We start from the raw sequence: 13,191 nt of genomic DNA on the forward strand, positions 1-13,191 counted from the left end.
CCTCCAGCGCAGCAGTGGCAGGAGGCCGCCGCTCGCTGGCTGCTGGAGTTTTCGGCTTCGTCACACTTTCCGGCTAACGACGTCCAGGCGCTGGCTAAAGCCCATCCTGGCAATGATCTGCGAATAATCTAGATACAGACATAGGCAGTTGGCGAAAGCAGAGGCGCAGCACTCGTATGGCGCACCCCTATGGTGGACGCGTACCTGGGTAAGCCGTGCAGAAAGGCTCTGCCAATTCCGATCGATGGTGCATAAGCGGCGGGTCAAGCGCGGAAACAGTGAGATGGACTCGGCGCGGATAGCCCCGGCATTGCAGGAGCGCACCCATGTGCTCCTCAGGGAACGGGCTGGTGGCATCTTCCGAAGGCGATTCGACCTGGGAGAAACAGGTGAAACTGCAAGGCGATAGAAATCGGTGCCGGGGGTCACACGTGGAGCTAGCTTGACGAGCGGCATCGCCATAGAACGCCGTTTTAGCCTCAGTGTCTGATGTCATGCCCTCACCCATATCAGGAAGCCAGTTATGTCGTTTGAAACCATTGCAGTCGTGAAAGAAGGTCATACTGCCGAAGAGGCCAACCAACTGCTCGAACAGGGTTGGCGGCTACTGGGATTTGTCGAAAGCACCAAGGATGGCGGCGTAACTTATGTGTTAGGCAAGCCCAAGACCCGAGCTACGCTCCCTGAAAACCATTCCGAGCCAAGATAACCGGCAGTTATTAACGTCAGGTCTGCGTCTTGCGCACATAGTTCACTATTTTGTAGTGGTGAGGCGGGAATGCAGTGGAGGAAAAATAAACCTCTGGGATCGCATGATATTAGCGCCTGACTTTATGGATGCGCCGGAGAAAAGACCGCTACACCAAAATAGTCGTTGACCAATAAGGGAAAACGGTTTACGCACATCCTGTCCTCACTCGCCGAAGGAACACTCGCACGCCTCATCTTCTTGCCGGCAGTGAACTCATCACTCCCGGCCTATCGCCGAAACTGAGCTCAGCGCGTTGGACCTGGCGCCGGAGCTAAACAACGAGCTGCAGGTGCGGCTCGACAAGATCCAGGCTGCGCACAACTGCCTCTGCGCGTTTGTCTGTGCACAGTCACGCCATCACGCCATCGACCCTGCATGATTTTTGCGCCGAATCGCCATATCTTGCACACTGCTCTAGGGTGAGTAGATAGCAGATATTAAGGAGTAAAAATGTTAGACCAAGAGCAATCCCCCCTCCTTGCTGTTGAGGTACCCAAAAGAACACGCTCCAGCAACTACCCCGAACCTTTTGCATCGCTCATGCAAGGTCGCGACAAGCGCCCGCTTGGCGACCTCTTCAATATTAAAAACTTTGGTGTAAACCTGGTCCATCTTTCCCCAAGAAGCCTTTCCGCGCTTCACCATACCCATTCTCAGCAAGACGAGTTCATATACGTATTGGAAGGCTATCCCACGTTGCATCTTGGGGACGCTGTGATAGACCTGGCTCCCGGGATGGTTGCAGGATTTCCTTCTAATGGGCGTGCGCACCATCTGGAGAATCGGTCTGGGCAGAATTGCGTTATCTTGGAGGTCGGCGACCGTAGTAGGGGAGATAGCGTGACTTACCCTTCAGACGATATTCAAGCGGTCGCGGGACCAAATGGTGTGTGGATTTTCACGCATAAAGATGGACGACCTTATGATTGACGAACCTGTCGCCGAGAAACAACGCCGATAGCCAGGACGACACCACAGGTAGGTATGGATGAAAGCGGATTTCAACGATGCTCCGGAACGGATCACGCGAAGCAGGACGTACGCAATATTTTCAGTCCTTAGAAACGAAAAAAACGGCGCTAGGCCGGTTTTCTCACCTCAACGGCCAGTGAACTGAATCACTGCGTACGAGGCTGATAAGTAGAAAATTGTCTCAAAATTCACAAGCAATTACAAGGGGCATTGATCATTTGTGATCAGCCAGGACCACGCCATATTGTCCCGTATCGGTCTGTAGACAACGCTCTGAGTTGGCTCCGGCAGCGTGGATCAAATTTACTGAGGACCTAAAATCAATCCCAACCCAGTTTTTTGATCTCCTTCCGATAAGGGGTTTCAATCTGTTCCGGCACGTTTTCCATGTAAAACTTTGCATGTTGCAATGTTTGCCCATCCAGGCCTATCAGATAGGAGAGTACGTCATCGAGCGAAGGAATGAGCCCTTCAACCCTCTCGAAACGAGGCGGTAATGCGGTCCAGATGACGGCGTCCAATTGGCGATCAGCTGCCCACTTGCCCAGCACACCCACCGTCAAACTGTTGATAGTGAAAACACCCACGCCATCCTCGCGATCAAAAGGAATTTTTTCCCGCTTTCGTAGTGCAGATACCGCCAAGTCAAGCGACTCACAGCTCAGCGGTGCCCAAAGTACCTGGCACGGCGGTGCATTCAGGCATATGGCAGTCGCCAATTCGCCTCCATCCCCTACACGGGAGAATTCAATAGGGAGCATGGGGCCGTCGGTCTGCCATTCAGATGCGAGCGAGAGCTCTCCCGGATTCCAGATCAATGAACCCCAGCCAAGGCAGGCAATTTTCATATGTATCCTTGATAGAATTTTCTGCTCTGACGACGCAAAGGTAAAAACTGGGGTGTCAGAAGCGCATAGACGCTTGATACGGCGATTCGAAGTTTGATCTGCAGCTTTCGGTTGCCACAATGGGCACATCACGCGTGGAACGCCTGCAGCTGCTTGCGCTTCGGCATTGGTGCAACAGCCTTTCCCTGGGTCCTGCAGGACGTATCAGGTGCGCAATGTAGGTTTTCGCAGCCCTGAAAAGTTTTGTAAATCGCCGTCCGTTATTGTTCATGGCCGTACCCTCATCGGGATAGCAAGTCCAGCCCTTCAACTATCAACACCGCAAAGCCGGTGAAAAATATAAAAAGACCCAGAAATACGGAAGGCCGCGACCCCAACCGAGCAATCTGTACATTGTTATTCTTGCTTAGTGTTTTCATGCCCCAGTCCTTTTGGAATGAAAAAAGGGCGCCTTTTGCAAGCGCCCAATACTCTACCGTTAGAGAGTTTCTTTGCCCTGGGCCAACCCAGATCCCAGGTCCGCGCCGGTAACAGGGGAGGCGGTCAGATCGGACTTGGTGCGTTCTTTCAGCATGGTCAACGTCACCGCATCCGCTTCGGATAGATCCACAGATGCAGTGCCATCGCCGCCATCAACAGCCGGGTGCGGATTCTCGACGTATTCAAAATCGGCATCGCTGTTCCATGGGCCCCGCACGTTCGGCTCGCCGTTCGACATGCTGAAATACGTGCGCGCGAACTCTGGCATGCCTGGCAGCTTGCCCTGTGGGAAATTTGGCTGGATCGAATGCAGCGCTTTCTCGAAGGACAGTTGATGCGCGATTTCGCGGGTCATCAGAAAGCCCAGTGCATCCTTGATACCTGGATCGTCCACCACGTTCATCAGGCGCTCATAAACGATCTTGGCCCGTGCCTCAGCCGCGATGTTGGATCGAAAATCCGCAGTAGGTTCAGTGATCGAGTCTACGTATGCGGCAGTCCAAGGTACGCCTGCTGAGTTCACCAGCGGTGCACCGGCGCCGTAGAGCAGGCTGGTGATATGCGAATCGTTACCCGCGCCATTGATTGCACGATAGAGCTCGCCTTCTTCCTGCACACCCTCAGCCAGCTGACCCTTGGCGCCCTTGTTGAGCATGACGATGATTGAACCGACGATTTCAAGGTGGCTCAGCTCTTCGGTGGCAATGTCCATCAGCAGATCCTTGCGACCTGGATCTTCTTCTGCCAAAGCCTGGGTAAAGTAGCGAGCGGCGGCAGCGAGTTCCCCCTGGGCACCGCCGAACTGCTCAAGGAGCAAGTTTGCAAGACCTGGATTAGGTGCTGCGACGCGGACGGTATACTGAAGACGCTTATTGTGTAGAAACATTAGGCTTTCCTCTGGCTCAGGTTATGCGAAATGCCTCTGTGGGCATTTGCGCTTGCATAAGTTTCGAGGAGGGCCAGGCCGGTTTGTCTCTGTTATTTGTACTGTTCAGGACGAACGGTAAAAGCAAACCTTGGGAAAGTTGGCAAACCAGCGCACTGGGCACTGGCTTGCCAGGGCGGTAGCGAGTCTATTTCTTGGCCTCGGTATCAGGGTTCGCTGAGCGTGCCAAAAAGGCTTCAGTCAGCTCAGGCAAGTGCGCGAGTAGCCACTGAGCCATCGCTTCTTCCTGAGGCAAGATCTGTTCGCAGGCCGCCGCTGTCTGCGTATCGCCTGCCGCTTTCGCAGCAGCAATCAACACGGTGTAGGTGGCGATCTCAACATTTTCGAACACGTAGCCGGCCATGGCGCCCTTAATGACCTCATCGCTCATCATTGAGCCGCCCAAGGCCTGGCCGAACGCCATAAGCTTGCCTGCCATATCCTTGAGCGTGGAAGAGCTCCCACCTAAGCGGGTGATGCATTCATCGACCAGTTTCTGTTGGCCAAGGGTTTCCTGTAGATGCAGATCAATTCGCGCTTTCAGTTTGGGATAATGCTCAAGCCGCTCAGACTGTGCCTTGAGCATCTTTTCTGCTTGCTGCTCCATCGCATGAGCATCACGCAGCCAGTCCAGCAGGTTTTCTTGTGGAGTTGCCATGGGAAGGTCCTTTTTCAGAGGTTGCCTGCGGATCGACGATCTCTGCGAGCCAGCTTGCATGTCGCCGATCCGATCCAGATTAAAAAAGCCCACATGACTGTGGGCTAAAGGAGTTTTGACCACGGATTCACATCCGCATAAAGAGTGAGTGTCAGGATGCGGATCTGTTCAGCCTAAATGACTCGATGGCCTCGAATGACTGGGATGGGCCTGCGCGGTCAACAAAATGAGATGGATACATCCGTTGTGATGACAGTCACAAAGTTGTTAACCATTCAATTGTTATGCGGAGCCACCATGATCAATCGGAAATATCTGCCGTCATTGGTTCTAGCCGCCCTATGTAGTCTCTCCAGCGTTTCTTACGGCGCTGAAGAGCCCAGTGTCTCTTTGGATAGGCCAGGTGCTGGTGTCAAAGAGTTCAAGGAAGGGGACAACGTCCCGGATCAATATCAACGCGACAGCCTGGCACTCAAGGATTGGGAAAAGCGGCACCTGAAAGCACCTGAAAAAAACGAACAATGGGTCGAGATTCAGGACAAATATCTGCTGGTGGATATACCCACTGGAACGATCAAGCAGATGATCGAGAAATCCGACACCACCAAGTGATTTAGACGCGCAGGCGCTCCTCCCACCTCACTTTTGGTGCTTTGAGGTCAGCGGGATGCTTTTTCTCTTCGTCTGAATTACCCACTTACGTATGAAACGTTGAAGGTGTGAAATGGACATGACGCTTGTTTCTGTAGTTTTCGCCATAGTGCTGTTGCTTCTGGATGCCTGGGTCATAGCCAGTGTATGGCGAACGACAAAGGCTCCAGGGACAAAGCTGGGATGGGCATTGCTGGTGATCATTTTGCCCCTGGTGGGTGTGGTCATCTGGGGCATCTTTGGACCCCGAGGTGTCGCACAGCCTCCTACGTCGAAGGAGCATAGCAAGGGTTGAGGGTGCGGCATTTCGACTCTTCGGTGGAACAAAAAAGCCCGTGCAAGTCACGGGCTTTTTCCAAAGAGTAGTCAGAGTCAACCTTGTCCGACCGGAATTGGGATCGTCAATCCACGCTTGAATCGTTGCACGAACAAGGCAGTTCGCATTCCGCGTTTCAAGGCTTTTGCGTCAGCATGGAAGTGGGTAAAGGTACTCTGGAATTTGGCTTCGAACTCTTCGGAGGGCTCGCGCAAATCAGTACGGGCATTTTCAGTTGCTGGCATGACATTCTCCCTCAATGGCACGTGCGGGTGTGACGAGTGCTACATCACCACCTGGCGAGCTGAGCGCTACGAGAGCGCCCAGCGTCGCATCAGAGCCCCTTAGCCGGCTTCATTTCTTCGTCAGCGTTGCTGCTTGATTGCCGCCTTGCTCCGCGATCGCTGACAGTTTCTCATCAGCCGCTTTTTCTTCGGCCAGCGTTTCAGCCAGCAGATTCGCGGCATCTGTCAGACCGAGGTGCTTGGCCATTGCGATCAGCGTGCCGTAGGAAGCAATCTCGTAATGCTCAACCTTCTGACTCGCACCAATCAAAGCCGCATCCAGTACCTCGCCCTTTTCGATCTCATCGAGCAGCTCTTTGCTCTCCTCGATCAGACCTTCCATGGCTACGCACTTCATTCTCTTGAGTTTCAAACCCGCCTGTTCCACCAGCTGATCGATGCGTTCAATCTGACCTTGAGTCTCCTCAAGATGCGAAGTGAAGGCTTCGGCAAGTTTGGGGTTGGTCGCAGCCCGTGCAAGCCGGGGCAGGGCCTTGGTGATCTGCTTTTCGGCGCTGTAGACATCAGACAGTTCGTGAATGAATAGATCGTCAACGGTTGTTCTAGCCATGGTGTGTCTCCTCGTCCATTGATGATTGAGATGCTGAGGCTGGAATCAAGTCCAGTACATACCTCGACCCGGCATTGTCACCGACGGTTCCGAGACGTCTGATGGACGGCCTACAAAAGCTGTTGATTATCCATGCGGTGGAAACGCTGAACCTCTGACCAGGCGAGTTGCTCGAAACAAACGCAACCGAACGCACGACTGATCACTAAAAAGGAATGATCCCATGGCACATCTCTTTAAAACTTCTGCACTTGCCCTGATGGTCACGCTGGCAGGCCATGCCTACGCTGCTACGGATAACGACGACTTCGTTGAGGACGCTTCTGCAAAAGGTGTCGCAGAAGTGGAGGCTGGCAAGCTTGCACAGGAAAAGGCCAGCGCTGCCGACGTCAAGAGCTTTGCGGACATGATGATCAAGGATCACACCGCGGCGAACGCCAAACTCAAGTCGATCGCTGGTTCCAAAAAGCTGAAAGTGTCTGATGACGCTCAGCTCATGGACAAGGCCAAATCCATGATTCTGGAATTGCGCAGCTCGAAGTCGTTTGATCAGGCTTATGCCAACAACCAGGTAAAAGCTCACGAGGCCACGATCAAGATTTTTAAGGACGAGGCTACCAATGGCAAAGATCCAGAACTCAAAGCCTTTGCTGCTGAAACGTTGCCTAAGCTGAAAGAGCACCTTGCCCATGCGCAGGCATTGGCCAAAGCTCACGGTGGGGACGCTGCCAACTGACGCTAAGAGGCGCCGGGCTTAGCCCGGCGATCTCCGACCGGCCAGGGTCTCAGAAATTCATGAGGCTCGGACACGTTCAGTCTGAGATGAGGACAAGCCGAGTTCTGCCTTGAGCTCGCCAATCAGGTTGGCGATATCGCGACTGGTTTAAAGGCTGGTGACAGGGATTCCTCCCGTGACCAGATTGGTACCGGTGGACGGGTCAACCAGTTCGATTGTCAGGTCGCCATTTTGATCGACCGAGCATCGGCATTTTATCGGCAGGAAGCCCGACATCAATGATGTGTCGCAGTTCCAGCAAAGACATGCCCATGACGGCGTTCCTTATGATTGTTGTCTGTGGTTGACAGACATTGCACCCTTTAAGTCCATCTAAATGGGTAAGGCATAAGAAACAGTGGCGCATTGCGTTTTTCTAAGCGGATTCTCCTGCCATCATGCGCGCATGAAAATGAGGCAGCATTTCTAACGCATGTATCGCGGCATCATGCTGCAGCGATGCTCGGTCCCCGAAAAAGCGGTGTTTTCGGGTGAAAACGCTTACGTGCTGACCATGCCGGAATCCCCAGGCAAAGCACACCGTGCCGGCTGGGATACCATCAACGTCCTCTGTTCCACACAGGCCGGTCGTGGCAATCGCCACATTGGCTGGGCTATCCCGTAACACGCCTTTCACCATCTCATACGCGACTTCGATACTGGTCAGGTTGAAATGCTTGATCGTTTGAGGGCTCACGCCCAAAAGGCGCTGCTTGGCTTCGGGTGAGTAGACCACATAGCCGCATTCGACGAAGGCCCCGCTGCCTGGTACTTCAGCGAGCAAGGCGACAATGCGACCGGCCGTGCAGGACTCTGCTGTCGCAAGCAATAATCCATGTTCTTCCAGGTATTGGACTGTCTCAGAAGGGTTCATTGTCCACTCCACCACTCGTTCGTTCATGAGCGTTAGACATGGCGCAGAGTGTTCGGCTGCACTTTATTTCCCGCTCGCTGCGGTGACCACATCTGATAGCGGGGATGAATCGGCATCAACCGAATGGTTAAGGGGTCTACCCAGGCTGAGACAGACCTGGGTAGACGCTGGAGAGGGTGAGCCGCCAAATCTTGAGATCCGAGGCATCTATGCAACGTGCGGGCTAGAGTGTTTAGGTCTTTGGTGACCGGAGTGACGCCTGCATTGATCCGGGAGGTGGCTCGTTCAGCACAGCCTAAAAGATCCCCAAATCGGCGACGGCTGCAACGAAATCCTGGAACACCACCGGCTTCACAACGTATGAATTCACACCCAGCTCATAAGCTCGGCTCAGATCGACGGGCTCCTTGGAGTTTGTGAGCATCACGATTGGAATGTTTCGCAGGTTTTCAGTGTTGCGAACAGCCGCCAGCACCTCCAGACCATTGATCTTTGGCAGCTTCAAATCCAGCAATATGACCGCAGGATTACCTTCAATTCGGCTGGCAAAAGCATTTCTACGCATCAGATAATCCAGCGCCTGAGCGCCATCGGCGACGGATACGACTTCGTTCGCCAGTTGACTCCGTTCCAGGGCTACCAGCGTCAGTTCCAGGTCACGAGGGTCATCCTCGACAATGAGAATCGGTTTCACAGTTCCAGCTCACTTCAACAAATATCCGTTCAATATTATCGTCTTGAGCCTGCCTCATGAAGCGCTGACTGCAGCGCTGCGCTTGGATGCGCGATTCGTCTACAAAAATGCAGCTCGGCGCAAATCTCGGAATTCTTTTCGCGAACCGCGCTCACTCGTATCATACGCACAGAAAAATAATTAAGACGACTTCGGGATTCCGTAGCGGGGACCTGAATGGCTTCAAAGACGAAGGTGAAATGTGAGCGAAAGCAATTCATACGGGGCCCTTTTGCCCGAGGGGTTTAGCAATGTGATAGAGGAGTTGTTTCAGCGTTTGAAAGATGCCCGTTCTGCAGAGCAGCTCATGACCCGTGCGATCCGATGTGATGACTTCATCCAGGCCAGTTTGAAGGCCGGCAGTATTACTGAAGAGGATGCGGAACGGCTAAACGCCATGTTCGATCAGGCGCTTGGTCAGAAAATCCAGGTTCTGATTCCCCGGTGATTACTCAATGGATGCCAAGCTTCGCAATCGGCCTCTACCGCATCGTCGAACATCATGTACAGCGCCCTTGATGTCAGCTGGTCGCAGCCCCTTCGCTTTTTCGAGGGCCAGGATAAAAGGCCACTTGCATGGCTCGTTCGTGCTCGATGGCTTGAGGTCCTTCAGCGGCATTCAATGCACATACCAGGTCTTCAATTTCATTCTGAGGGGATCTGGGGAGTCGAAGTGCGATAAGCTGAAAGCCGCCACGCGTAACCGCGAACGCGAACTGTGATAGGAAAGAGAGAGCATGATGATATTTGAGGTTTTTGGCCGAACGTTGGGTGTGATGAAGACTGAAAATGGTTGGCAGATCTTTCGCGTCGACGAAGGCCAAGGCAAATATTCAAGGCTTATGGAAATCGTGATACCTGACTTTATTGAGGAACACGAGATAGCAGGATGGTTCGACGACATGTATCACGAATCAGCCAGCAGTAAATACCCTAACGTCATTCGGCTCAAATGACCTGAGTCCAAATTTAATCATGTCGACACAGCTTCAGGGGCTAATCGATTTGGGCAAATAGAAGGAAGGCTCTAAGTCCTATAAGCCCAGCATGATGAGTATTGCCCTACGATATAAACTAGCGAGATCAGCTATCAAGCGTCGAGCACTTGATTCTGAACGACGCCTGATTGATAAACCGCCGTGCGTCTTCTCTGAAGGCTGTCACTTGACGCTCGAAATTCTGTTCTCGTGGACCGGTATTAGGAAGGCTGAAACAGCTGGCAACGCCGACGATCACGTCGGTCGTATCAGATAAACTGGTGTGGAGTGCGCTTAGGAGCGAGCTGACATGGACAGCCGTCGACTGGGCATCCTCCATGGAGCTGGGCTGACGTTGCAGCGAGGGGTGCGTCGTATCGGGTTCGACCTGTTTCGATTCTGATAGAGCCAAAGGCGTACTTGAGAACAGATAGGCGACGTCTACACCAGCATCGCTTAGCTTCTGAAGATAATCGGCTTTGGGTGATCGGTAGCCGCTTTCATAGTGGCCTTGTGCATTAGGTTCGACCCCGCCGATCTTTGCAAATGCCACTTGCGTGAAGCCTAGTCTTTTACGTTCTTTTTTTATGCGTAAGCCAAGCGTATCCATGTGCAAACTCCTGCGAAATTCACTCACTCGAATCGGTGAGTGCAATGGGGGCTGGAGCGCGAGATTCCCTAATTCAGCGAAAATACCTCGTACTTAGAGGTCAATCATACACCTTAATGAAGCCTAAACACCCCTCAATGCATTGAATCGATGACCGGGTACTTCATGGTTTAGAAGACAATATCCGGCTAGCCAGCATCCGCCATGCTTATCGTTATTGAGCGCTCTGCGGATGCACTGTGTGTGAGGTGCCAGTGGGATCGTTGATCTGTATGACCTTGCCATGACGCCAGGCATCTGCCTCAGGTAATGGGTCCGGTGCGAGGATATCTGCACGTGCGGTTCGATTAGCCTCACTGCTGATGCCGAATCGATGGTCTCGTTCCCCAATCAATCGTGGATTGGCCTGCCCGTCGGCGGTGAAGCCCATCATGAGTTGCGGCACCCCCAAGGGAAGCGTTTTGTCCTGATCTGTATGCCAGGTGTGCCAAGTCTTGCCATAGGTATTCACCAGCTTTTCCATCAGCGCATGCTCGGCAGGCTCAGGAATGCCTGGTGCTATCAGCTGCCCCGATTTCACTTCATGCTTGTGGCTGTGCCACAGCGCCTTTTCTTCATCGGGTAACTGGGCAAATAACGCTGCACTGATGATGTACTCAACGCCCATCAGCTTGGCATCCTTGGTGTTGCCGTCGAAGATGGCGCACTGGATGACCTCCTCATTCAATACTGAACAGTAGTGATGCGCCTCCATCTGCGCCTGGCGGTTGCCGTTGTAGAAGTGGAATCCGTCAAGGTAAGCATTTAGCTGATCCACTGGCGCGTGGCTTTGCAGAATGTCTGCGCCCGTCTCAAGGGCCCTGGTCATCGGCGTGGCTGGCTTTCCTGGGCTTTCAACGGGGGAAGGGGAGCGATGCGTAGAACAGGCCATCAGTGAAGTCAGGCCGGTCGCCAAGAACGTCAGTTTGGCTGAAGAAGAACGTTGGGTATGCATACGAGAGATCATCATGGTTTCTCATGCGCCAGTTGGATGTCGGCAGGCGCCACGGGGCGCACACCACCTGCGCGGGCGCTGACATGCAGGACCACGCCGACCAGAATCAATGCCCCGGCGCGGAGCCATGTGTCCACTCCCTGCTGGCTCAAGAGCAGCAGGCAAGACACGATGCCCAGCACCGGCATCCAGGTCGGTACTCTGAAATGCGGGGTCTCAACCTTGTCCTTGCGCAGCACGAGTACTGCCAGATTAGTGCTGATAAAGACGAACAACAGCAACAGCACCACGGTCTGCGCCAGGGTTTGCAAAGACCCCGTGAGGGTCAGCACGATGGCGACGACTGACGTCACCAGAATGGCCATGCCCGGGGTGCGTCGGTGCGGCAAAACCCGGGTCAGCGCACCGGGGAGCAACCCTTGGCAGGCCATGCCGTAGGCCAGCCGACTCGACATGATCATGGTCAACAGCGCGCCGTTGGCGACGGCCACCAACGCAATGAACGCGAACAGGCGCGGGGAGATGCCCAATCCGGATGCTTTCACCACCTCTAGCAGCGGCGCCGACGAGGTGAGCAGCCGCTCGACAGGCATGACGGCGGCTGCGGCGACTGCGACACCCATGTAAATCGCCCCGGCGATTAGCAGCGCGCCAAACAGCGAGCGAGGGTAGGTCTTGCGCACGTCGCGAATCTCTTCGGCGAGATTGGCTGAGGTCTCAAAGCCAACGAACGAATAGAAGGCCAGCAGCGCCGCGCTCAGCACGGCAATCGCCGGATTCACACCTGGCTTGAAGGTGAGCGCTCTGCCCAGGTCCGCTTCGCCCGTGCGGAAGAACCAGACGGCGGCAAAGATCACGATCAACAGCCCGGAGACCTCGATCACCGTCATGACCAGATTCGCCGACAGGGACTCCTTGATGCCACGCGCATTGAGCAGTGCAATCACGCCCAGGAACAGCAGGGCCGCCACCGGTGGCGAGACGTCCACGAATGCCGAGAGGTAATCGCCGGCGAACGCCAAGGAAAGCCCCGCCGCGCTGGTCACCCCCGCGGCCAACATGCAAAACCCCACCAGAAACGAGATCAGCGGCGACTTGAAGGCTTTCCCGGCGAATACCGAAGAGGCCCCGGCGTGCGGGTATTTGGTCACCAGTTCGGCGTAAGACCCTGCGGTCAGCAACGCGAAACACAGAGCGATCAGCAACGGTACCCAGATCGCGCCGCCCACTTGACCGGCAATGGTGCCCGCCAGCGCATACACGCCGGCGCCTAGCACGTCGCCCAGTATGAACAACAGCAACATGGGCCCGCTTACCGCTCTTTTGAGCGCCGTGCGAGGCTGAGACGTTTTCGTTGACATGTGCCACTCCCTGCTTTCGTCCCGTCCGTGAGGGAATCTCGACGGACTTACCGCAGATGACACACGGCTAATAGAAAGATCACCGCAACTTGGTAAAATTCATCTCATCTCGCTATTGTTAGTCATCAACGTTCACGCCCATATCGCCGTTTCAGTATTGATCTCGGCGACAGCCGTAGCGTTGTACTGACGTTGTCGATGCAGGTCGTCACGCATCTTGGAAAAAATTGATTTTTCTCGCCCCTAAATTCCTAAGGACGATCTCTGATATTTTGTAGGTACCACAGTCCCGGCAGCTTACAATCTCACCGGCTGAACTGGATTCGGCTCGTTGGGCATCCATATCACAGAGGTAGCATTTCACAAGTTTTTCTTGGCATTTGTAATAGCTCAATCTTTAAGCTTTGCCTG

Annotated in this window: 18 protein-coding genes; 7 read left to right on the forward strand and 11 right to left on the reverse strand. The window is 54.0% G+C overall.

Features of this window, described 5'->3' with window-relative positions:
* Positions 1-523 precede the first annotated feature (523 nt).
* Both ACIQAL_RS21705 and ACIQAL_RS21710 read left to right on the forward strand, forming a co-directional pair.
* A complete protein-coding gene (locus ACIQAL_RS21705) occupies positions 524-709 on the forward strand; it encodes a hypothetical protein (protein WP_401149326.1) in 186 nt (61 codons plus the stop codon).
* A 492-nt stretch (positions 710-1,201) separates the two neighbouring features.
* A complete protein-coding gene (locus ACIQAL_RS21710; protein WP_401149329.1) occupies positions 1,202-1,681 on the forward strand; it encodes a cupin domain-containing protein in 480 nt (159 codons plus the stop codon).
* A gap of 362 nt (positions 1,682-2,043) precedes the next feature.
* Here the strand turns inward: ACIQAL_RS21710 and ACIQAL_RS21715 are convergent, their stop codons facing one another.
* The 3 genes from ACIQAL_RS21715 to ACIQAL_RS21725 all read right to left on the reverse strand — a co-directional run bounded on the left by ACIQAL_RS21715 (position 2,044) and on the right by ACIQAL_RS21725 (position 4,634).
* The gene (locus tag ACIQAL_RS21715; RefSeq protein ID WP_401149331.1) at positions 2,044-2,571 is read right to left on the reverse strand and encodes a hypothetical protein; all 528 of its coding nucleotides are present in this window, start codon (positions 2,569-2,571) and stop codon (positions 2,044-2,046) included.
* Positions 2,572-3,049: 478 nt separating this feature from the next.
* On the reverse strand, positions 3,050-3,937 hold the full coding sequence (locus tag ACIQAL_RS21720) for a manganese catalase family protein (protein ID WP_401149334.1): 888 nt from the start codon (positions 3,935-3,937) through the stop codon (positions 3,050-3,052).
* A gap of 187 nt (positions 3,938-4,124) precedes the next feature.
* On the reverse strand, positions 4,125-4,634 hold the full coding sequence (locus ACIQAL_RS21725) for a ferritin-like domain-containing protein (RefSeq protein WP_401149336.1): 510 nt from the start codon (positions 4,632-4,634) through the stop codon (positions 4,125-4,127).
* Positions 4,635-4,838: 204 nt separating this feature from the next.
* Between ACIQAL_RS21725 and ACIQAL_RS21730 the strand changes: the two genes are divergently transcribed.
* Both ACIQAL_RS21730 and ACIQAL_RS21735 read left to right on the forward strand, forming a co-directional pair.
* Positions 4,839-5,246, forward strand: coding sequence for an RcnB family protein (locus ACIQAL_RS21730; RefSeq protein ID WP_401149339.1), 408 nt, complete (start codon positions 4,839-4,841; stop codon positions 5,244-5,246).
* Between the two features lie 112 nt (positions 5,247-5,358).
* Positions 5,359-5,580, forward strand: coding sequence for a PLDc N-terminal domain-containing protein (locus tag ACIQAL_RS21735; protein ID WP_401149342.1), 222 nt, complete (start codon positions 5,359-5,361; stop codon positions 5,578-5,580).
* A gap of 77 nt (positions 5,581-5,657) precedes the next feature.
* Here the strand turns inward: ACIQAL_RS21735 and ACIQAL_RS21740 are convergent, their stop codons facing one another.
* Together ACIQAL_RS21740 and ACIQAL_RS21745 are read right to left on the reverse strand one after the other, a co-directional pair.
* Positions 5,658-5,846, reverse strand: a complete 189-nt coding sequence (locus ACIQAL_RS21740; RefSeq protein ID WP_401149344.1) for a hypothetical protein — start codon at positions 5,844-5,846, stop codon at positions 5,658-5,660.
* A gap of 109 nt (positions 5,847-5,955) precedes the next feature.
* A complete protein-coding gene (locus ACIQAL_RS21745; RefSeq protein WP_401149347.1) occupies positions 5,956-6,456 on the reverse strand; it encodes a ferritin-like domain-containing protein in 501 nt (166 codons plus the stop codon).
* Positions 6,457-6,679: 223 nt separating this feature from the next.
* Between ACIQAL_RS21745 and ACIQAL_RS21750 the strand changes: the two genes are divergently transcribed.
* Positions 6,680-7,192, forward strand: coding sequence for a DUF4142 domain-containing protein (locus ACIQAL_RS21750; protein ID WP_401149350.1), 513 nt, complete (start codon positions 6,680-6,682; stop codon positions 7,190-7,192).
* Positions 7,193-7,339: 147 nt separating this feature from the next.
* Here ACIQAL_RS21750 and ACIQAL_RS21755 read toward each other — a convergent pair whose 3' ends face one another.
* From ACIQAL_RS21755 to ACIQAL_RS21765, 3 genes are all read right to left on the reverse strand, one after another.
* Positions 7,340-7,414, reverse strand: coding sequence for a hypothetical protein (locus ACIQAL_RS21755; protein WP_401149800.1), 75 nt, complete (start codon positions 7,412-7,414; stop codon positions 7,340-7,342).
* Between the two features lie 193 nt (positions 7,415-7,607).
* Positions 7,608-8,105 (reverse strand): CinA family protein, encoded by a 498-nt coding sequence (locus ACIQAL_RS21760; protein WP_401149353.1) that lies wholly within the window; start codon positions 8,103-8,105, stop codon positions 7,608-7,610.
* 295 nt (positions 8,106-8,400) lie between these two features.
* The gene (locus tag ACIQAL_RS21765; protein WP_401149355.1) at positions 8,401-8,799 is read right to left on the reverse strand and encodes a response regulator; all 399 of its coding nucleotides are present in this window, start codon (positions 8,797-8,799) and stop codon (positions 8,401-8,403) included.
* 241 nt (positions 8,800-9,040) lie between these two features.
* Here ACIQAL_RS21765 and ACIQAL_RS21770 point away from each other — a divergent pair, with 241 nt between their 5' ends.
* Positions 9,041-9,286, forward strand: coding sequence for a hypothetical protein (locus tag ACIQAL_RS21770; protein WP_401149358.1), 246 nt, complete (start codon positions 9,041-9,043; stop codon positions 9,284-9,286).
* Between the two features lie 289 nt (positions 9,287-9,575).
* On the forward strand, positions 9,576-9,794 hold the full coding sequence (locus ACIQAL_RS21775; RefSeq protein WP_401149360.1) for a hypothetical protein: 219 nt from the start codon (positions 9,576-9,578) through the stop codon (positions 9,792-9,794).
* A gap of 127 nt (positions 9,795-9,921) precedes the next feature.
* Here the strand turns inward: ACIQAL_RS21775 and ACIQAL_RS21780 are convergent, their stop codons facing one another.
* The 3 genes from ACIQAL_RS21780 to ACIQAL_RS21790 form a co-directional block, all read right to left on the reverse strand.
* Entirely contained in the window at positions 9,922-10,425 is a 504-nt protein-coding gene (locus ACIQAL_RS21780; protein ID WP_401149362.1) for a helix-turn-helix domain-containing protein, read from the reverse strand.
* Positions 10,426-10,639: 214 nt separating this feature from the next.
* The gene (locus tag ACIQAL_RS21785; protein WP_401149801.1) at positions 10,640-11,419 is read right to left on the reverse strand and encodes an OBAP family protein; all 780 of its coding nucleotides are present in this window, start codon (positions 11,417-11,419) and stop codon (positions 10,640-10,642) included.
* A gap of 11 nt (positions 11,420-11,430) precedes the next feature.
* A complete protein-coding gene (locus ACIQAL_RS21790) occupies positions 11,431-12,723 on the reverse strand; it encodes an APC family permease (RefSeq protein WP_401149365.1) in 1,293 nt (430 codons plus the stop codon).
* Positions 12,724-13,191 lie beyond the last annotated feature (468 nt).

This window comes from Pseudomonas sp. NPDC088368, from assembly GCF_044753445.1.
GTDB classification, from domain to species: Bacteria; Pseudomonadota; Gammaproteobacteria; order Pseudomonadales; family Pseudomonadaceae; genus Aquipseudomonas; species Aquipseudomonas bambusae.